Source organism: Actinokineospora xionganensis, from assembly GCF_014323725.1.
GTDB lineage: Bacteria > Actinomycetota > Actinomycetes > Mycobacteriales > Pseudonocardiaceae > Actinokineospora > Actinokineospora xionganensis.
On the sequence record NZ_JABVED010000001.1, the window covers coordinates 89,922 to 109,055 of the forward strand.

Annotated in this window: 18 protein-coding genes; 11 read left to right on the top strand and 7 right to left on the bottom strand. The window is 69.3% G+C overall.

Annotation, left to right across the window (positions count from 1 at the left end):
* Positions 1-75 precede the first annotated feature (75 nt).
* Genes GPZ80_RS31950 through GPZ80_RS00385 form a run of 3 tightly spaced genes read left to right on the top strand, consistent with a single transcriptional unit; the run spans position 76 to position 1,612 of the window.
* Positions 76-642 (top strand): nucleotidyltransferase family protein, encoded by a 567-nt coding sequence (locus tag GPZ80_RS31950; RefSeq protein WP_312880037.1) that lies wholly within the window; start codon positions 76-78, stop codon positions 640-642.
* Positions 639-905, top strand: a complete 267-nt coding sequence (locus GPZ80_RS32325) for a BON domain-containing protein (protein WP_187217704.1) — start codon at positions 639-641, stop codon at positions 903-905. Before GPZ80_RS31950 ends, GPZ80_RS32325 begins: the two co-directional genes overlap by 4 nt.
* Positions 902-1,612, top strand: coding sequence for a metallophosphoesterase family protein (locus GPZ80_RS00385; RefSeq protein ID WP_187217705.1), 711 nt, complete (start codon positions 902-904; stop codon positions 1,610-1,612). The genes GPZ80_RS32325 and GPZ80_RS00385 overlap by 4 nt, the downstream gene beginning before the upstream one ends.
* 253 nt (positions 1,613-1,865) lie before the next feature.
* Here GPZ80_RS00385 and GPZ80_RS00390 read toward each other — a convergent pair whose 3' ends face one another.
* The gene (locus GPZ80_RS00390; protein WP_187217706.1) at positions 1,866-2,840 is read right to left on the bottom strand and encodes a TIGR03557 family F420-dependent LLM class oxidoreductase; all 975 of its coding nucleotides are present in this window, start codon (positions 2,838-2,840) and stop codon (positions 1,866-1,868) included.
* A gap of 99 nt (positions 2,841-2,939) precedes the next feature.
* On the opposite strand from GPZ80_RS00390, the gene GPZ80_RS00395 reads away from it, so the two are divergent.
* A complete protein-coding gene (locus GPZ80_RS00395; protein ID WP_187217707.1) occupies positions 2,940-4,439 on the top strand; it encodes an FAD-dependent oxidoreductase in 1,500 nt (499 codons plus the stop codon).
* Positions 4,440-4,442: 3 nt separating this feature from the next.
* Here GPZ80_RS00395 and surE read toward each other — a convergent pair whose 3' ends face one another.
* Positions 4,443-5,201, bottom strand: a complete 759-nt coding sequence (gene surE / locus GPZ80_RS00400; RefSeq protein ID WP_187217708.1) for a 5'/3'-nucleotidase SurE — start codon at positions 5,199-5,201, stop codon at positions 4,443-4,445.
* The gene (locus tag GPZ80_RS00405) at positions 5,198-6,160 is read right to left on the bottom strand and encodes a 1-phosphofructokinase family hexose kinase (RefSeq protein WP_376771623.1); all 963 of its coding nucleotides are present in this window, start codon (positions 6,158-6,160) and stop codon (positions 5,198-5,200) included. Before GPZ80_RS00405 ends, surE begins: the two co-directional genes overlap by 4 nt.
* Before the next feature lie 289 nt (positions 6,161-6,449).
* Here GPZ80_RS00405 and GPZ80_RS00410 point away from each other — a divergent pair, with 289 nt between their 5' ends.
* Positions 6,450-7,931, top strand: coding sequence for a SulP family inorganic anion transporter (locus GPZ80_RS00410; protein ID WP_312880039.1), 1,482 nt, complete (start codon positions 6,450-6,452; stop codon positions 7,929-7,931).
* A 60-nt stretch (positions 7,932-7,991) separates the two neighbouring features.
* Here the strand turns inward: GPZ80_RS00410 and GPZ80_RS00415 are convergent, their stop codons facing one another.
* On the bottom strand, positions 7,992-9,452 hold the full coding sequence (locus GPZ80_RS00415; protein WP_187217710.1) for a flavin-containing monooxygenase: 1,461 nt from the start codon (positions 9,450-9,452) through the stop codon (positions 7,992-7,994).
* Positions 9,453-9,517: 65 nt separating this feature from the next.
* Complete coding sequence (locus GPZ80_RS00420) at positions 9,518-10,522, bottom strand: AraC family transcriptional regulator (protein ID WP_187217711.1); 1,005 nt, start codon at positions 10,520-10,522, stop codon at positions 9,518-9,520.
* A 120-nt stretch (positions 10,523-10,642) separates the two neighbouring features.
* Between GPZ80_RS00420 and GPZ80_RS00425 the strand changes: the two genes are divergently transcribed.
* Positions 10,643-12,094 carry a flavin-containing monooxygenase gene (locus GPZ80_RS00425; protein ID WP_187217712.1) on the top strand — a complete coding sequence of 484 codons (1,452 nt, stop codon included), beginning with the start codon at positions 10,643-10,645 and terminating at the stop codon, positions 12,092-12,094.
* Between the two features lie 15 nt (positions 12,095-12,109).
* Positions 12,110-12,916 carry an SDR family oxidoreductase gene (locus tag GPZ80_RS00430; protein WP_187217713.1) on the top strand — a complete coding sequence of 269 codons (807 nt, stop codon included), beginning with the start codon at positions 12,110-12,112 and terminating at the stop codon, positions 12,914-12,916.
* A gap of 138 nt (positions 12,917-13,054) precedes the next feature.
* On the opposite strand, the gene GPZ80_RS00435 is transcribed toward GPZ80_RS00430, so the two are convergent.
* The gene (locus tag GPZ80_RS00435) at positions 13,055-14,866 is read right to left on the bottom strand and encodes an SDR family NAD(P)-dependent oxidoreductase (RefSeq protein ID WP_187217714.1); all 1,812 of its coding nucleotides are present in this window, start codon (positions 14,864-14,866) and stop codon (positions 13,055-13,057) included.
* Between the two features lie 70 nt (positions 14,867-14,936).
* Positions 14,937-15,635: a TetR/AcrR family transcriptional regulator gene (locus GPZ80_RS00440; protein ID WP_187217715.1), complete on the bottom strand. Its 699-nt coding sequence runs from the start codon at positions 15,633-15,635 to the stop codon at positions 14,937-14,939.
* Positions 15,636-15,737: 102 nt separating this feature from the next.
* Between GPZ80_RS00440 and GPZ80_RS00445 the strand changes: the two genes are divergently transcribed.
* From GPZ80_RS00445 to GPZ80_RS00460, 4 genes are read left to right on the top strand one after another with little or no spacing between them, the layout of a single operon-like run.
* On the top strand, positions 15,738-16,928 hold the full coding sequence (locus GPZ80_RS00445; protein ID WP_187217716.1) for a lipid-transfer protein: 1,191 nt from the start codon (positions 15,738-15,740) through the stop codon (positions 16,926-16,928).
* Between the two features lie 32 nt (positions 16,929-16,960).
* Positions 16,961-17,392, top strand: a complete 432-nt coding sequence (locus tag GPZ80_RS00450; protein ID WP_187217717.1) for a type II toxin-antitoxin system Rv0910 family toxin — start codon at positions 16,961-16,963, stop codon at positions 17,390-17,392.
* Complete coding sequence (locus GPZ80_RS00455; RefSeq protein WP_187217718.1) at positions 17,392-18,231, top strand: MaoC/PaaZ C-terminal domain-containing protein; 840 nt, start codon at positions 17,392-17,394, stop codon at positions 18,229-18,231. The genes GPZ80_RS00450 and GPZ80_RS00455 overlap by 1 nt, the downstream gene beginning before the upstream one ends.
* 14 nt (positions 18,232-18,245) lie before the next feature.
* Positions 18,246-19,124, top strand: coding sequence for an SDR family oxidoreductase (locus GPZ80_RS00460; protein ID WP_187217719.1), 879 nt, complete (start codon positions 18,246-18,248; stop codon positions 19,122-19,124).
* Positions 19,125-19,134: the final 10 nt, after the last annotated feature.

Below are 19,134 nucleotides of genomic sequence, written 5' to 3' on the forward strand. Positions count from 1 at the left end.
AAGTTTCGCGTTCGCGGTTTGGGGAACCACTCAGGAATGAGTGCCCAGGGAGACCTACTTCGCACGGTGACGAAGGTGTCCGCCGCACTGCACACCGCGGGTATCCGCTTCGCCCTCACGGGTGGCTGCGCGGTGTACGCCCGAGGCGGACCGGAGACCGAACACGACGTGGACGTCCTGGTGAAGCGGTGCGACGTCGACGACGCCGTCCGCGCGCTGGTCGCGCAGGGGATGCGGGCCGCGCCCCCGCCGGAGGACTGGCTCACCAAGGTCTACGACGGCGACCGCCTGGTCGACCTGCTGTTCCGCCCCAACGAGCGGCTGGTCACCGACGAGGTCCTCGACCGCTCCGAGGTGATGCGGGTCGGCCCCGCGACGATGCCGGTCCAGAGCGCCACCGAGGTCATCATCGGCAAACTGCTGGCGCTGGGACCACACCGCGGCGACCTGAACGAACCCATGCAGTCCGCGCGGGCCCTGCGTGAGCAGATCGACTGGTCGAAGGTGGCCTTGGCGACCTCCGAATCGCCGTACGCCGAGGCGTTTCTGCTCCTCGCGGGCAGGCTCGGCGTCACACCGAGACTCATCCGCATCCCCGACGAACGACCGCGCGGCACCGACGACCGGGAGGAACTCGCATGACCGGCGACCACAGCACGGGCGCGCCCCAGTACCAGGTCGCGGCCGTGCGCCGGGCGCTGGCCGAGGATGAACGCACCGCCGAACAGGGCATCAAGGTCACCGTCCGCGGCGACACCATCCTGCTCTCCGGCGACGTGGAGTGCGCCCGCAGGCGCGACGAGATCGCCGAGGTGGTCCACGAGGTGGTGCCCGCGATGCGGATCTACAACGACATCAAGGTCACCGAGGCGGGCGAGCCCACGGGCCGGGAGGAGTTTCGATGATCCGCATCGCCGCCATCGGGGATGTCCACCTGAGCAAGGACACCGGCGGTCGATTCCGGCCTGCCCTGCGAACCCTGGACGAACACGCCGACGCCCTGCTGCTGGCAGGCGACCTCACCCGACACGGGACGGTCGAGGAGGCGAAGGTCGTGGCGGCCGAATTCGGGTCCCTGTCCGTGCCGGTGGTGGCCGTCCTGGGGAATCACGACTACCACAGCAACCGCTCGGCCGAGGTCACCGAAGTGCTGGCCGACGCGGGCATCTCGGTGCTGGAGGGACAAAGCGCGATCGTGCCGGTCGACGGGCGGAAGGTCGGCATCGCGGGCGTCAAGGGATTCGGCGGCGGTTTCGCGGGCAAGTGCGCCAGCGCGTTCGGGGAACCGGAGATCAAGGCGTTCGTGGAACACACAGAAGTGGCGGCGGCAAAGCTACGCGGCGCCCTGGAGGCAATGGACTGCGACGTGCGGATCGCCCTGACTCACTACTCGCCGGTCTCGGACACGCTGCGGGGGGAGCCGCCGGAGATCTACCCGTTCCTGGGCTGCTACCAACTGGGCGAGGCGATCGACTCGTGCGACACGGCTCTGGCCATTCATGGGCATGCCCATTACGGGACCGAACAAGGCTTCACTCCAGGCGGGGTCCGCGTACGCAACGTCGCCCACCCGATCATCCGAGCGGCATACGCGATTTATTGCATCGAATGATCCGTACGATCACAACGCAGGCCCAGACCAACAAGCCCAAACCCGAACAACAACCCTCAGTGCAACGAGCCGCCCCCGCGTGACAACAAAGCCCCCACCCACCTCGGGGGGCTGCCCTTGGCCAGTCTATCGGTGGGTGGGGGGGTGGTGATCGGTGTGCGGATTCCTGTGGATGGATCGGCGGGGCTGTGGATATACCAGCCGCCCAAGCCAGGATCACCACGTAATCGCCAGCTGTGGAACCTGCCCAAAGTCAAGCGGGAGCAGCGGATCGCAGGGCGGGCAGCAGTTCCTTCTCCGCCACATCGAAGAACGCGTCCTGGTGCTCCCCGCCGATCTGCACCAGCGCCACATCCGTAAACCCAGTCTCCCAGAACTTCGACACCGCCTCGACGATTGGCTCAAGCTCCGGTCCACAAGGGATCGCACCCGCCACATCCTCCGGCCGAACGAACTTGGAAGCCCCCTCAAACCCTGCCGGCGTAGGCAAATCCGCGTTCACCTTCCACCCACCGCCGAACCAGCGGAACTGGTCGTGCGCCCGCTCGACGGCGGCGTCGCGGTCGCGGTCCCAACAGATCGGGAGCTGGCCGATCTTTCGGCCTTGCGGGTCGGCGATCTCGTCCCATCCCTGGCACAGCTCGGGTTTCGGGTCGGTGGCGACCATGTGGTCCGACAGCGGCGCGAAGTGTTCGATCGACTCGCGCCCGGACACGGCGGTGGCGATCGGGACGCGCACGTCCGGGCAGTCCCACAGCTTCGCCGAGTCGACCCGGAAGTGGGTTCCGGAGTAATCGACCAGTCCGCCGTCGAAGAGCGCGGCGATGATCTTGATCGCCTCGGTCAGCATCTCGTGGCGCATCGCGACCGGAGGCCAGCCCTGGCCGACGACGTGTTCGTTGAGGTTCTCGCCAGCGCCCAGGCCCAGGGTGAAGCGGTTGCCCGACAACAGCTGCGCGGTCGCGGCCTGCTGCGCCACGATCGCCGGGTGGTACCGCAGGATCGGACAGGTCACGTAGGTCATCAGGCCCACGGTCTCGGTGGCGTGCGCGACCGCGCCCATCGTGGTCCACGCGTTGGGGGCGTGGCCCTGCGACGCGAGCCAGGGGGAGTAGTGGTCGCTCATCACCTCGAACTCGAACCCGGCGCCCTCGGCGGCCACCGCGTGGCGGACCAGTTCGGCGGGGCCAGCCTGCTCGGTCATCAGGGTGTAGCCGAAGGCAACCATCGCACGTGCTCCTCTTCCTCGGTTTCCCCTGGGCTACCCGTCGTCGACCGGCGCAAACGGGTCGTGCTTGAACCCCACCGGACCGGGGTACCCGCTCGCATGACGACGACGACCTCCGAGCAGTCGCTCTGGCTGCGAACCGCGCCCGCTACCGCTTACCCCTCCCTCACCCAGGACACCCACGTCGACGTCGCCGTGGTCGGCGGCGGGATCACCGGGCTCACCACGGCGCTGCTGCTCAAGCGCGCCGGGCTGCGGGTGGTGGTGCTGGAGGCGGACCGCATCGGCCAGGGCGCCACCGGCAACAACACCGCGAAGGTCAGCGCGCTGCAGGCCACCACGTACTCGCGAATCACCCGCAAACACGGCGCGGCCGCTGCCGCCCAGTACGCGGCGGCGAGCACGGCCGGGGTGGAACTGGTCGCGAGCCTCGCCGCGGAGGAAGCGATCGACTGCGACCTGCGACGCCGCGCGGCATACACCTACGCCATCGCCGAGGGCGAGCGCGACGCGGTCCGCGCGGAAGCGCAAGCGGCCGAACGCGCCGGCCTGCTCACCGAGTACCAGGCCGAAAGCGACCTCGACGTGCCGTTCCCGGTCTTCGGCGCGGTCCGGCTGGCCGACCAGGTCGCCCTGCACCCCCGCCGCTACGCCATCGGGCTGGCCGCGGCGGTCGACGGCGACGGGTGCGTGGTGCACGAGAACAGCCAGGTGCTCGACGTCGAGGGCGGCGCCCCGCCCCTGGTGCGGACCGCGGGTGGGGTGGTTCGCGCCGACCACGTCGTCATCGCCAGCCACTATCCGATGCTCGACCGGGGCCTGTTCTTCGCCCGCATCGAGGCCGTCCGCGCGTACTGCGTGGCGATTCGACTGGCCTCGGGCACCCCACCGCAGGGCCTCGCGATCAGCGCGGGCAGCCCCGCCTGGTCGATCGCGCACTCGGGTGACTCGCTGATCCTGGCCGGGCAGAGCCACCGGACCGGCGCGTCGGACACGTCGGGCCGCTACGCCGCGCTGGAGGCCTTCGCCCGCGAGCACTGGGATGTCGCCGAGGTGACCCACCGCTGGTCGGCGCAGGACGGCAGCCCCTACGACGGGCTGCCGATGATCGGCACCTACCTGCCCGGGTCCGAGTGGCTGACCGTCGCCACCGGCTACCAGAAGTGGGGCCTGTCGACCGGTTCGTTCGCCGCGCTGCTCCTCGCAGGCCACGTCACCGGCCAGGAACAGCCGTGGGCGCGGCGCTTCAGCCCGCACCGGCTCTCACTCAGCGGCCTGGGAAGCCTCGCGAAGATGAACGCGACCGTCGCGCGCGACCTGGTGGGCGACCGCCTGGCCCCGATGCTCGACAGCTCGGACGAGGTCCCCGCCGGCGGCGCGGGGATGGTCCGCGACGGGTCGGGCCGCAAGGCCGTCTACCGCGACGAGACCGGCCAGGTCCACGCCGTGTCGGCCCGGTGCACCCACCTGGGCTGCCTGGTGCGCTTCAACGACCAGGAACGCAGCTGGGACTGCCCGTGCCACGGCTCTCGCTTCGACGTCGACGGCGTGGTCCTGGAAGGCCCGGCGACCAAGCCGCTGGAACCGCGCGACCCCTGAGCGTCAGGGGAGGCTGGGCAGGTTCGCGCGCGGGACCTCGCTGACCGAGCGCAGGGCGGTGAGGGTGGCGTGCCCCTCGGCCAGGAGGGCGGCGTCCGTCCCCGGTTCCAGTTCGGTGTCCACCGCGACCGTGGTGACGTCGATGAACCCGTCGCGCAGCCGTTCGACGCGGCTCTGCACGACACCGAAGTCGGCCAGCGCCGCCCACCGCGCCGGTTTCACCTGGTCGGACGCCACGTTCGGCACGTTGAGGTTGAGCACGGACCCCGTGGGCAGGTCGGCGAGCAGCTTGAGGGTGTCGCCGACCAGGGCCGCCGCCGTGTCCCAGTGGTGGTCCTCCGCCGGGTCCAGGCCCACATCGAGGGACACCGCCAGCGCGGACACGCCGTTGATGGCCGCGGTGAGCGCGGCGCCGACCGTGCCCGAGTGCAGGATCGCGCGACCGACGTTCGCCCCGCGGTTGATGCCGGATAGCACCAGTTCCGGTGTCTCGCCGAAGCCGCCGCGGCACGCGGTGAACGCGATGAGACCCGGGTGCGCCGCGACCGCGTGCGTGACCGAGGGGCGGGTCAAGCCGGGCAGCTCACGGTTCTCCACCCCGACCCGGCGCCCGTCCACCGCCGCGGTGAGGCCGGCGCTGGTACCACTGGACTCGGCGGCGGGCGCGGCGATGGTGACCTCGAAGCCCGCGGCGAGCGCGGCGTTCGCCAGGCCCAGCAGGCCGGGGGAGTCGATGCCGTCGTCGTTGGTCACCAGGATCATCGGTCCTCCATCACGCACGGCGTCAGCCGCACTCGATCGCTCAGCTCGCGCACCGCGCGGCCGCTGCCGGTGCCCAGGCCATGCCTTGTCACGTTGATCGCGCCTGCGGCCCCGGCCAGTCGCAGCGCCGCGTCCCACGGAAGGTCGGCGGCCAGACCGTATGCGAGCGCCGCGGTCATGGAGTCGCCCCCGCCCCAGGTGTCGACCGGCACCAGCCCGGGCGACTCCACCAGGTATGCCTGGCCGTCGAAGTAGGCGAGGGACGGGTGTTCGGCGCGCGAGATCACCACGATCTCGGCTCCGCTCTCGGCCAGCCGGGCCGCGGCCTTGCCGAGCGGCTCGTCCTCGGGCACCTCGTCGGCACTGACCTTGATCACGGTCGGCCCGCCCTCGCACGCCGCGTCCAGCCGCGAGCCCGACAGGTCGACGACGACCTTGCAGCCGTTGCCGGTGAGGTCCGCGGCGAGCCGTTCGTAGAGGGAGTCCGGGACCACGCCGTCGTCCAGCGGTCCGCCCAGCACCGCTACCCCCGTCCGCAGACCGGCGAGGAGGATGGCCTCGTAGAGGTCGTCGAGTTCGTGTCTGGTCAGCGGGTCGGCGGACATCCGCACCACCTCCGTGCGGCTTCCGTCGCGCCGATCGTGCACATAAGACCCGTTGCGCGCGGCCACGTCGACCGACTGGACCCGCAGTTCGGGCTCGATGAGGTGGCGCAGCGCCTGCCCGGTCTCGCCGCCGAACGTCGCGCACACGGTGACCTCGGCGCCGAGGGCGGCCGCCATCCTGGCCTGCCAGATCCCCTGGCCACCGGCGTGCAGGTGGATGTCGGGCCGCCCGTCGAGTTCCTCGACGGTCACCGTCAGGTCGGGCGCGGGCGCCAGCACCGCGATTGAGACGTCGCCGATGATCCCACCACCTTTCTGATCGAGATGTACCCAAACTTCGCCGGGTGGAACCACCCGATCGACGCGGTGTTCTTGACCACAGGCGAGCACGGAATCGGCGACGTGCCCGCGGCAGGCGCGGTACGGTTGCCGCGAAGCCGCGCCGTCGCGGATTCCCACTTCCCTCGCTTGTGGACAGGAGTAGACGCGTGCGCACTATTTCGCCCCGTTCCCTGTCCTGCCCGCCGTAGCGGTCGGCACCAGATCCAGGGCGTGATGTCGTCCCTCTGGACCACGGTCCCTCTGATTGTCTTGCGCGCCAAGGGTTTCGCCATCGACGCGCCCTGACCCGACAAGGTTGTCCTTGAGCACCATCACGAATCTGTACCGGCTCGCCCCGAAGTGGTCCCCCAAGGTCCTGCGCACCGAGGTCCTCGCGGGTCTCGTCGTCGCCCTGGCCCTGATCCCCGAGGCGATCTCGTTCTCCATCATCGCCGGCGTCGACCCGAGCCTCGGCCTCTACGCCTCGTTCACCATGGCCGTGGTCATCTCCTTCGTCGGCGGACGTCCGGCGATGATCTCCGCCGCCACCGGCGCGGTCGCGCTCGTCGTCGCGCCCCTGGCCCGTGAGCACGGCGTCGGCTACCTGATCGCCGCGGTCATCCTGGGCGGCCTGTTCCAGATCGCGCTGGGCGGGCTCGGCGTTGCGAAACTGATGCGGTTCGTGCCCCGCTCGGTGATGGTGGGCTTCGTCAACGCGCTCGCGATCCTGATCTTCATGGCCCAGGTGCCCGAGCTGATCGACGTGCCGTGGCCGGTGTACCCGCTGGTCGCGGGCGCGCTCGTGCTGATGGTGCTGCTGCCCAGGCTGACCAAGGTGGTCCCGGCGCCGCTGATCTCGATCATCGCGCTGACCGCGCTGACGATCGGCGCGGGCATCGCCGTCCCGACCGTGGGCGACAAGGGCGACCTGCCGTCGTCGCTGCCGGTCCCGGGGCTGCCCGATGTGCCATTCTCGATGAGCACCCTTTCGGTGATCGCGCCGTACGCGCTCGCGCTGGCCCTGGTCGGCCTGATGGAGTCGCTGATGACCGCGAAGCTGGTCGACGACCTCACCGACACCCACTCCAACAAGACCCGCGAGTCGATCGGCCAGGGCATCGCCAACGTCGTCACCGGCTTCTTCGGCGGCATGGGCGGCTGCGCGATGATCGGGCAGACGATGATCAACGTGAAGAGCGGCGCCCGCACCCGGCTCTCCACGTTCCTGGCCGGCGTGTTCCTGATGGCGCTGTGCGTCGCGGTCGGACCGCTGGTCTCGCGGATCCCGATGGCCGCGCTGGTCGCGGTCATGGTGCTGGTCGCGGTCGGCACGTTCGACTGGCACTCGGTCGCCCGCGCCACGCTGCGGCGGATGCCGGTCGGCGAGATCACCGTCATGGTCGTCACCGTCGCCGTCGTGGTGGCCACGGACAACCTGGCCATCGGCGTCATCGTCGGCACCATCACCGCGATGGTCGTCTTCGCCCGACGCGTCGCCCGGCTCGCCACGGTGGAGCCGCTGCTCGACCCGGACGGTTCACAGGTCGTCTATACCGTCACCGGAGAGCTGTTCTTCGCCTCCAGCAACGACCTCGTCTACCAGTTCGACTACGCGGGCGATCCGGACAAGGTCATCATCGACCTGGCCGCCGCGCACATCTGGGACGCCTCCTCGGTGGCCGCGCTCGACGCGATCACCACGAAGTACGCCGCCCGCGGCAAGACCGTGGAGATCATCGGCTTGAACGGGCCCAGCGCGAAACTCCATGGCAACCTGACCGGCGAACTCGCTGGCAGCCACTAGGGGCTTCGCGCATCGCCCGTCGGTCCGGCGAAGCCGCGTCAGAGTCGGTTCAGCCGCGCCCTAGACGCGACTGAACCGCATGGCGCTGTCGGCGATGGGCGAGTGGCGCAGGGTGAACACGTCGCGGATGTAGTTCATCCGCAGCCGCCATGGCGCTTTCTCGCCCTGCTTGGGGAAGTTGCCGATGGAGCGCTGGACATAGCCCGCTGAGAAGTCCATGAACGGCTCCTCGGCCACCGCCGGATCGCGTTCGGGGACGCAGGAGTCGTAGCCGTTGTCGTCCATGTGCTTGAGCAGCCTGCAGATGTACTCGCAGGCGATGTCGGCCTTGAGTGTCCACGAAGCATTGGTGTAGCCCACGATGTAGCCGAAGTTCGGCACACCCGAGAGCATCATCCCCTTGTACGCCATGGTTTCCGGGAGCTTCACCGGATTGCCGTCGACCACGATTTCCATGCCGCCGAAGGCCAACAGGTTCAGGCCGGTGGCGGTGATGATGATGTCGGCGTCGAGCTTCGCGCCGGACGCGAGCCGCACACCTGACTCGGTGAAGGTGTCGATCCGGTCGGTCACGATGGAGACCTGCCCCGCGCGGATCGAGCGGAACAGGTCGCCGTCGGGCACCAGGCAAACCCTCTGGTCCCAGGGGTTGTACGACGGCTTGAAGTGGGTGTCGATGTCGTAGTCGGCGGGCAGCTGCCGCTGCAGCGCCTTGCGGAGCAGCTTCTTCACCAGGCCCGGCCTGCGCCTGCTGAGCTGGTAGAAGCCGGTCGCGATGAGCACGTTCTTCCACCGCGTGATCGCGTAGGCGAGCTTGCCGGGCAGCACCTTGCGCAGCGCGTTGCCGATGGCGTCCTTCGCCGGGATGGACACGATGTAGCTCGGCGAGCGCTGCAGCATCGTCACGTGCGCGGCGTCGGTGGCCATCGACGGCACCAGCGTCACCGCGGTCGCCCCGCTGCCGATCACCACCACCCGCTTGCCCGCGTAGTCCAGGTCCGCAGGCCAGTGCTGCGGGTGCACGATCTGGCCGCCGAAGCGCTCGGTGCCCGCGAACTCGGGCTGGTAACCGGCGTCGTAGCGGTAGTAGCCGCAGGCGCTGAGCAGGAAGTCGCAAGTCAGGTCCAGAGCCGCGCCCGTGTCGCCGCGCAGCGCCCGCACTGTCCAGCGGGCCCGCTCGCTCGACCACTCGGCGGAGACGACCCGGTAGCCGAACCGGATGTGCCGGTCGACGCCGTGCTCGCGGGCGGTCTCCTTGAGGTAGCGCAGGATGTCGTGGCCGTCGGCGATGGCCTTCTGCTCGGTCCACGGCTTGAACCGGTAGCCCAGGGTGAACATGTCTGAGTCGGACCGGATACCGGGATAGCGGAACAGGTCCCAGGTGCCGCCGATGCTTTCGCGGGCCTCGAGGATCGTGTAGGTCTTGGCGGGCAACTCGGCCTGGAGGTGACAGGCCGCGCCGATCCCGGACAGGCCCGCCCCGACGATCACCACGTTCACGTGCTGCGGCTGGTCCGTCATGGGCACTCCTCCGGCTCGTCGGATGTTCCCGAGTCTGCCACGGTCATCCGGCCGTGGCGCGCGAGTCAGTCGCGGGGGCGGTAGGAGCGCGGTGACGTGCCGGTCCAGCGGGTGAAGGCGTGGGTGAAGCTGGTCGGGTCCGAGTACCCGAGACGCTGGGCGACCTGGGCGACGGTGAGCCCCACGGTGCCCAGCATCTCGACCGCCAGGGTGTGGTGGATCTCGGCTTTGAGCGCCCGGAAGGACGTGCCCTCGTCGGCCAGCCGCCTGCGCAGGGTGCGCACGTCGTGGTGCAACCGGGCGGCGACCTCGTCCATGCCGACGTTGTGCTCGGGATGGGCGAGCAGGGCTGAGCGAACCCGCGCGGCCATCCCGGTGCGTTCGGCGGTGGTGTCCAGCAGGGCCTGGCACTGGCGCTTGCAGGCGTCCCACGTGTGCTCGTCGGCCTGCGGCAGCGGTGTGCCGAGCAACTCGTCGGGCAGTGTGATCAGGTTACGCGGGCGTCCACTGAGGACCTGCAGGCCGGGGAGGACGGCGGCGAGCGCCTTGGCCCTGACCGCCGGCAGTGTGACCTCCATCCGCACCTCCGGGACCTCCGGGATCAGCAGCCTGACCAGGGCGGCGACCGCCGCGAGGTCGCGCTCGACGAGCAGGTCGCGCACGTCGGCGGGCAGTTCGTCGTCGAGCAGGGCCAGCACGGTGTGGTCGTCGTCGCGGCGCAGAACCGGGTGGACGAACGCGGTAGTGAGGCGGAAGAAGCGGACCCCGACCTCGATCGCGTCGCGCCAGGTCGGGCTGGTCAGCAGGGCGAAACCCCAGACGCCCACCGCGCCCAGGGTGTAGCCGCGGCCCGCCCGCACGCCGAGTCCGGGTAGGTCACCGAGCCTGCGGACCAGGTTGCGACCCACCCGCAGCTCCTGCGTGGCGTCGATCCGGTCGAGTTCGTCGAGGTCGTGTTCGGTCAGTCCGGTGCCGACCAGGCACTGCCGGGCGGTCAGTCCGTGGTCGAGGCCGGTTCTCAGCAGCAGCCGGGCGCCCACGGGGCCGCGGGGGAAGTCCCAGGTCGGCATCGGCGGCCTCCAGCTGTCCGAAAAATACAGGTTGCTGACCGATTGAATCATGGCTCGGCCTGGTCCGGGTTCCTAATGTGATGTCGCAGGGATCGCTGGTGTCTTATGCGGGAGGTGGCGATGGCAGCCGGGCAGCCGCGGGTGGCGATCGTCGGGGCGGGCATGTCCGGGCTGTGCATGGCCGCGAAGCTGCGGCAGGCCGGGTTCGACGACCTGGTGGTGCACGAGAGCGCCAGCGAGGTCGGCGGCACCTGGCGGGACAACACTTACCCCGGCCTGAGCTGCGACGTCCCGGCGCGGTTCTACTCTTACTCCTTCGCGCCGCACGCCGGATGGAGCCGCAACTTCGCCCCCGGCGCGGAGATCCAGCGGTACTTCGTCGGCGCCTCGGCCGATCTCGGGCTGCGCGGACACATCCGGTTCAACTCGGAGATCGCGCGCGCCGAATGGGACGGCCGCCGCTACCGGCTGCGGACCTCCGACGGGCACACCGACCACGCCGACGTGCTCGTCGCGGCCACCGGCGTCCTGCGGGAGCCGCGGCTGCCTGACATCGATGGGCTGTCGTCCTTCGCCGGTGCGGCTTTCCACTCCGCGCGCTGGGACCACTCGGTTACGTTGCGCGGCAAGCGGATCGCTGTCATCGGGACCGGGTCGACGGGCGTGCAGCTCACCTCGGCGCTGGCGGGGGTGGCGAAGCCGCTGACGCTGTTCCAGCGGACCGCGCAGTGGGTCCTGCCGCTGCCGCAACTGCCGTACAGCCCGGTTTCCCGCGCAGCCCTGCGGGCCGTGCCTGGGCTCAACCGGCTGAGCTACCGGTCGTATCAGCACCTTATGGAGCTGGTGTTCGGCCACGCCGCTGTGGAGCCTGGGTGGCAGCGGACGGCGGTCGCGGAGATCTGCCGGTCGTACTTGCGACTCGCGATTCGCGACGCAGGCGTGCGGGCGAAGCTGACGCCGCCGGACGACCCGATGTGTAAGCGGCTCATCATGTCGGCCTCGTTCTACCCGGCACTGCGTCGTCGGGATGTCCACCTGGTCACCGACTCGATCACGCGGGTCGAGCCTGGCGGAGTCCGGACGTCCGATGGGCGGCTGCACGAGGTCGATGTGATCGTGCTGGCGACGGGGTTTGACGCGCATGCCTTCCTGCGTCCCATGGAGCTGGTGGGAGAGAACGGGCTAACCCTCGCCGACGCCTGGCAATCCGGACCGCGTGGGTATCGGACCGTTGCCGTGCCGGGGTTTCCGAACTTCTTCACGCTGATCGGGCCGCACAGCCCGATCGGGAACCACTCGCTGATCGCGATCGCGGAGACGCAGGCCGACTACGTGCTGGGGTGGCTGGAGCGGATCCGGTCGGGCTCGGTGTCCACGGTCGTGCCGACCGCGGAGGCGACCTCGGAGTTCAACTCCGCGTTGCGTTCCGCGATGCCTTCGACGGTGTGGACGACCGGGTGTGACAGCTGGTATCTCGGCGCGGACGGGGTGCCCGAGCTGTGGCCTTGGACGCCTGCCGTGCATCGGCGGATGCTCGCTTCGCCTGTGCTGCCGCACTTTCAGGTCAATTAGTCGATGGAGGGTACTATGGGGCGCAGGTCGCTCAGCGGCAAGGTTGTGGTGATCACCGGTGGGGCTCGGGGAATCGGGGCGGCGACTGGTCGCGCTCTGGCCGCTCGTGGTGCTGTGGTGGTGATCGCCGATCTGGATGGGAATCAGGCCAAGTCGACGGCCGCGACTCTGGGTGGGTCCGGGCATGCGCTGGACGTGACAGATCATGCGGCGTTCTCGGCGTTTCTCGGTTCGCTTGGGCAGATCGATGTCTTGATCAACAATGCCGGGATCATGCCGTTGGCTGCTGTCACCGAGGAAGCGCCTTCAATCACGGCGCGGCAGTTGGAGATCAATCTGCACGCGGTGATCCATGGAACTCGCGCGGCTGTCGCCCTGATGCGGCCTCGTGGGTCCGGGCACATCGTGAATGTGGCTTCGGCGGCGGGAAAGTTCGGGTTTCCCAACGCGTCAACCTATTGCGCGACGAAGTTCGGGGTTGTGGGCTTCTCGGAAGCCGTGCGGGCTGAGCTGCGGGGGAGTGGGATTGAAGTGTCCTGTGTGATGCCCGGGATGGTTCGCACTGAGTTGATCTCCGGGTTGTCGGAGATCGGGTTTTTGAAGCCTGTGACGGCTGAGACGGTGGCTCTTGGGATTGTTCGGGCGTTGGAGAAGCCTCGGTTTGAGGTGTTCGTGCCTCGGCGGTTGAACGCTCTGACTCGGGCTCAGCGGTTCTTTCCCCGGGCCGTTTCCGAGTGGGCTATGCGGCTGGTTGGCGGGGATACCGCTCTGGTTGGTGCCTCTGCTTCTCGGGACGCTTATGAGGCGCGGGTGCGCGGCTGAGGGCTTGTGCGGGTGCACGGGTGCGCTTGTGTTGGATGAGTGCGGTTGTGTGGGTGTCGGGTTCGACGAGGCCAGCCAGGCCACCCGGCCCGGCGTGGGTTTGGCTCAGCTACGGGCCGGCGGTTCTCTGCGTCCGCATCAAAGGCGTCGCCAGAGCATTCTTGTCGCCGCGGCGGCCATGGCGGGTAGGCCTGCTTTGTCCTTTGGGCGGTCTGGCATTCCCTCGTAGCCGATGATGTGACCCAGGGTCCTGGTCGTGCGTGGGGCGATCATGCTCGCCAGTTCGGCGTGCCTGCCGAAGGGGAGCCATACCGACAGGGTCTCCGGCTTCTTGACAATCGCCTTGCGCACCAACGAAGCCGCCCGTTCCACCGTCATCATCGGCAGGGTTCCGAAGGCGTTGAAGCGTTCCGATGGGGCCGTCATGTCCGTGCTCACCAAGGGAAGTTTCACCGCTGTCACCGTGATTCCGTGCGACAGCAGCTCCCGGCCGGTGACGATGCCGAACTCCTCCAGGGCCGCCTTCGACGCCAGGTAGGCGGAGAACCTGGGCGTGTGGTTCTGCAGTCCCTGAGTCGTGACGTTGACGATGTGGCCGCTTCGGCGTTCGCGCATCGACGGGAGCAGGCCCAGGGTCAGGCGCACGGCCGCGAAGTAGTTCAGGGCCATGGTTCGCTCGTAGTCGTGGATGCGGTCGGTCGCGTCGATCACTGAGCGGCGGATGGAGCGGCCCGCGTTGTTGACCAGGACGTCGATAGCGCCGTGGTCGGCCAGGACCTGCTTGACCAAGGCGTCGACGGCGTCGTTGTCGGTCAGGTCGCAGGGGTATGACAGGGCTGTCCCACCCTGTCCGGCGATTGTCGCCTGGAGTACCGCCAGGTCTTCGGCGCGGCGGGCGACCAGCAGGACGTGGGCGCCCTCTCGGGCGACGCGCAGGGCCGTGTGTCTGCCGATGCCGGATGAGGCGCCGGTGATGAGGACCGTGCGGCCTCGCAGTGGGGGACGGCGGGTGGCGCGGTCGGGGTCGAGGTTGGCGGCCCAGTGGTGCTGGATCGTGCGGGCGTAGTCGCGCAGCGGCGGGACCGACAGACCGCTGCCCGCGAGAGCGTTGCGGGTGACGGCGTCGTTGGCGGTGGCGTTGGTCGACAGGCGGGCCACCGTGTCCCGCGACAGACCCAGCTCGGCCAGCACGGCGCGCCGGGTCGCGCGCAGGAGGCGGCTTCGGTCGATCAGGCCGAAGGCGGCCGTGGAGACCGTCGCGAGTCCTCGGGTCAGCCCGGCGGGGATGGTCGTGGTGATCCGGGGAGCGCCCGCGGCATCGGCGAAGGCGTTGTAGATCTCGTGGACCGGGACGGACGCCGGGGCCGTGATCGGGTACGTCAGGTGGGAGCCTGCCTGGTGGTGGATCAGGTGGTCGATCACCGCGGCGGCGTAGTCGACCGGGATCACGTTGGCCCGCCCAAGATCCGGGCACGCCAGCGGCAGCGCCCTCGGCAGTCGGGCCAGCCGGGAGACGAGGCTCAACAGGTCTCCTTCGCCGAACGGCTCACCGGTCCTCGAGTCGCCGAGCATCAGGGAGGGGCGGTAGATGCGCACGTCCATCCCGCGTTGCCCGCGCAGCAGCGTGTGGTCGGCGGGACCGGGGGAGAGTTGGTGGAACGCGAGGGCGCCCGCGGTGCGCGCGTAGGTGACCACCGCGGCCACCGACCTGGTCGACAGGTGGACGACGTGGTCGACGGAGTCGGGCAGGGCCGCGCCCAAGCCGGGCTCGTCGAGGTCGCAGGCCAACGTCACCACCCGGGGATCGTCGGACCAGCGCCGCTTGAGCCGGTCGACGGCCGACGCTCGCGCGAGCGCGTGGACGATGGCGCAGTCGGGGCGTTTGAGCAGGTTGTCGATCAGATCACGGCCGAGCGGGGTGGCCGCGCCGGTCACGAGATAAGTGGTCATAGCCCCTGCTCAAGTAAGTGAGACATCGTGTCGCACCCACTGTCGCACGCCGCTCAGGCTCGCGGCAAGGTCAACCGCCGATGAGCCGCCTGACCGGGAGATCCGGGTTGAAGTCGACGCCGAGGGCCTTGAGGTTGCCGTCGAGGATCGCCCAGATCGAGCAGGTCAGGAAGTCGGCGAGCTGTGCCGTGGTGAGGGTGCGGCGCTTGTCGGCGAGCCACCGGTTGACCGAGGCGTCGACGAAGCCGACGATGCCGGACGCGATCGACGGCGCGAGGTTGGTGTCCTTGCCGGACATCTTCAGCGCCATGGCGAACAGCTCGGCGGCCTGGGACGCGATCGCCGCCTTGGTGCCCGCGACGATGCGAGATCCGGCGGAGGGCGCGTCGGCTCGGACGGCGGCGCCCAGGAACGCGTGCAGCCGCGGGTGCTGCTCGATCCAGTCGAGATAGGCCACGACCGCCCGTCGGATCGCCTGGATCGGCGTGCCGTCGGGGCGCAGGGTCGGGTCGAGTTCGGCCATCAGCGAGTCGATGATCCGCTGCCGGATCTGCTCGTCGAGGTCCGCTCGGTCCTTGAAGTGCCGATAGACCACCGGGCGCGGCACGCCGACCCGGTCGGCGATCTGCTTGACGCCGACGTCGGGGCCGTCCTGCTCGATCGCGGCGACGGCGGCGTCAAGCACCTCCAGCCTGCGCTGCGCCTTGTGCGCGTCCCAGCGGGTCGACCGGCCGTCGACGTCTGGCTGATCCTTCTCGGCTTCGAGCATCTCTGGAGGATACTTCGAAGAATCTGTGTGCGACACCTTGTCACAGTCAGATATGTGAGACACACTGTTCCGGCAAGGGTTGCGACAAGCGAGGGAGGCCCGGTGGGCGGCAAGGCGTACGTGATCGGCGTCGGGATGACGAAGTTCGAAAAGCCCGGCAGTCGCGACTGGGACTACCCGGACATGGCGCGGGAAGCGGGCACGAACGCCCTGGCCGACGCGGGTATCGACTACTCCCAGGTCCAGCAGGCGTACGTCGGCTATGTCTACGGTGAGTCCACCTCCGGCCAGCGCGCGGTCTACGAGCTGGGCATGACCGGTATTCCGGTCGTCAACGTCAACAACAACTGCTCCACGGGCTCCACGGCGCTGTACCTCGCGACCCAGGCGGTCAGGAGCGGCCAGGCCGACGTCACGCTCGCGCTGGGTTTCGAGAAGATGCAGCCGGGCTCGCTCGGCGCCACCTTCGAGGACCGTGAGCAGCCGATGATGCGGCACCTGCTCGCGCTCGCCGAGCTGCAGGAGTTCGCGATGCCGCCCGCGCCGTACATGTTCGGCGCCGCGGGCCGCGAGCACATGCAGCGCTACGGCACCACGGCCGAGCAGTTCGCCAAGATCGGCGTCAAGAACCACAAGCACTCGGTCAACAACCCGTACGCCCAGTTCCAGGTCGAGTACTCGTTCGAAGAGGTGCTGGCCGCGAAGCCGGTCTACGACCCGCTGACCAAGCTCCAGTGCTCGCCGACGTCGGACGGCTCGGGCGCGGCGATCATCGCGAGCGAGGCGTTCGTCGACAAACACGGCCTCGCCGCGCAGGCGGTGGAGATCGTCGGTCAGGCGATGGTGACCGACCTGCGCAGCACCTTCGAGGACAAGAGCGCGATCACCCTCGTGGGCGCGGACATGACCCGGACGGCCGCCCGCATGGTCTACGAGCAGGCGGGCATCGGGCCGTCCGACGTGGACGTGATCGAGCTGCACGACTGCTTCTCCACCAACGAACTGCTCACCTACGAGGCGCTCGGCCTGTGCCCGGAGGGCGAGGGCGGCAAGTTGGTCGACGCCGGTGAGACCACCTATGGCGGCCAGTGGGTGGTCAACCCGTCCGGCGGCCTGATCTCCAAGGGCCACCCGCTCGGCGCGACCGGCCTGGCCCAGTGCTCCGAACTCACCTGGCAGCTGCGCGGCACCGCCGACAAGCGTCAGGTCGACGGCGCGAAGGTCGCCCTGCAGCACAACATCGGGCTCGGCGGCGCGGTCGTCATCACCGCCTACCGGCCCGCCGAGCGCTGACCAATCCCCTGAACAACCAAGGAGAGACCGATATGACCACCGTGAACGTCGCCGTCGACCTGCCCTGCACCCCGGAGAAGGCCTGGGCCACCGTGTCCGACCTGAGCCGCTTCGAGGAGTGGCTGACCATCCACCAGGGCTGGCGCGGCGACCTCCCGGCCACGATCGGCGTCGGCTCCAAGATCACCGAGGTCGTCTCGGTCATGGGCATGGCGAACAAGATCGAGTGGACCGTCGAGGAGTACGAGGAGCCCCGCTCGCTCAAGATCAGCGGCACCGGCATGGCCGGGGTCAAGGTCTCGTTCACCCTGTCCGTCGAGCCCAAGGGTGACGCGACCAGCGCGACCATCGACGCCGAGTTCACCGGCCAGATGATCGTCGGCCCGATCGGCATGGCGGTGGGCAAGAGCACCCGCGGTGAGCTGGAGAAGTCGGTGGCCAAGCTCGCCGAGCTGGTGGGCTGATGCCCGAGTTCGACACGGCCGGACTCGGCCAGTGGACCGACCCGGATGTCTTCGAGGTCACCGCGGACCGGATCGGCCAGTACGCGGCGGCCACCAACGACCCGATCCAGCGCCACCTCGACGGCGAGGTCGCGCCGCCGGTGTTCGGCATCGTCCCCGTGTTCAACTCGCTGGTGCCCGCCGCGCTGTCGGTGGCGCCGCCCGAGTTGCTCGCTCGGCTCGTGCACGGTGAGCAGGATTTCCGCTTCCACCGGCCGATCCGTCCGGGCGACCGGCTGACCTCCCGGGCCAAGCCGGTCGGCGTGCACGGCAAACCGAACGGCACGGCGGTCCTCGTCTACACCGAGACCGTCGACGCGGATGACGACTTGGTCAACGAGCAGTGGATGACGGCGTTCTTCCGCAAGGTCGACGCGGGAGTCACCACCGGAGACCTGGCCCCCTCGCATGCTTTCGACGAGTCTCTGCGCGAGGTCGACCCGGCCGCGGAGGTCAAGGCGCACGTCGACGACGACCAGACGTTCCGCTACTCACCGGCGTCGGGAGACCCGATGCCGATTCACCTCGACGACGAGTTGGCGAAGATGGCGGGCTTGCCCGGCATCATCGCGCATGGCTTGTGCACCATGGCTTTCACGTCGTGGGCGGTGCTGACCGAGTTCGCCGACAGCCGCGTCGAGCGGCTGGGCAGGCTGGCGGTCCGCTTCGCCAAGCCGGTGCTGCCCGGTCAGGACCTCACCACCCGGATCTGGCCGGGCGCGCCGGGATCCTTCGCTTTCGAGACCACTGTGGACGGTGAAACCGTCATCAAGGATGGGCTTGCCGAACTGACTTCCTGAACGGAGACCTGAACGTGGGAGCACTGGACGGCCGGGTGGCTATCGTCACCGGAGCGGGCCGAGGAATCGGCCGCGAGCACGCGTTGTTGTTCGCCGCCGAGGGCGCCTCGGTCGTGGTCAACGACCTTGGCGGAGCCAACGACGGCAGCGGATCGGACGCGGGTCCCGCGCAGCAGGTGGTCGACGAGATCACCGCGGCGGGCGGCAAAGCCGTCGCCAACACCGACAACGTCGCCGACTGGGCGGGCGCCAAGGCGCTCGTCGACCAGGCCGTCTCGGAGTTCGGCGGGCTTGACGTGCTGGTCAACAACGCGGGCATCCTGCGGGACGCCTTCATCGCGAACATGTCGGAGGCCGAGTGGGACGCGGTCATCGCGGTCCACCTCAAGGGCCACTTCGCCCCGCTGCGCCACGCGGCGGAGTATTGGAAGTCGCGGTCCAAGGCGGGGGAGCAGGTCGCCGCTTCCGTGATCAACACCGCTTCGGCGTCGGGCACCTTCATGCCCAACGCCGGTCAGGCGAACTACGGCGCGGCCAAGGCGGGCATCGCCGCCATGACGCTGGTCGCCGCCGAGGAGTTGGAGCGCTACGGGGTGCGGGTCAACGCGATCGCTCCCATCGCGCGGACCAGGCTGACACTGGCCACACCGGGCATGGGCGCGATCTTCGCCCAGGAGGTGCCGGAGGGCGAGTTCGACGCGTTCAGCCCGGCGAACATCGCGCCGCTCGTCGCCTACCTCGGGACCGAGAAGTGCCCGTTCAACGGCAAGGTCTTCGCCGTGCAGGGTGGCGCGATCTTCGAGCTCGACGGCTGGCGAGGCGGGCGCACGGTGGAGACCGACGGCCCGTGGACCCTGGACAACCTCGACGACCACCTGGCCGACTGGGCCTGAGAAGGAGAAC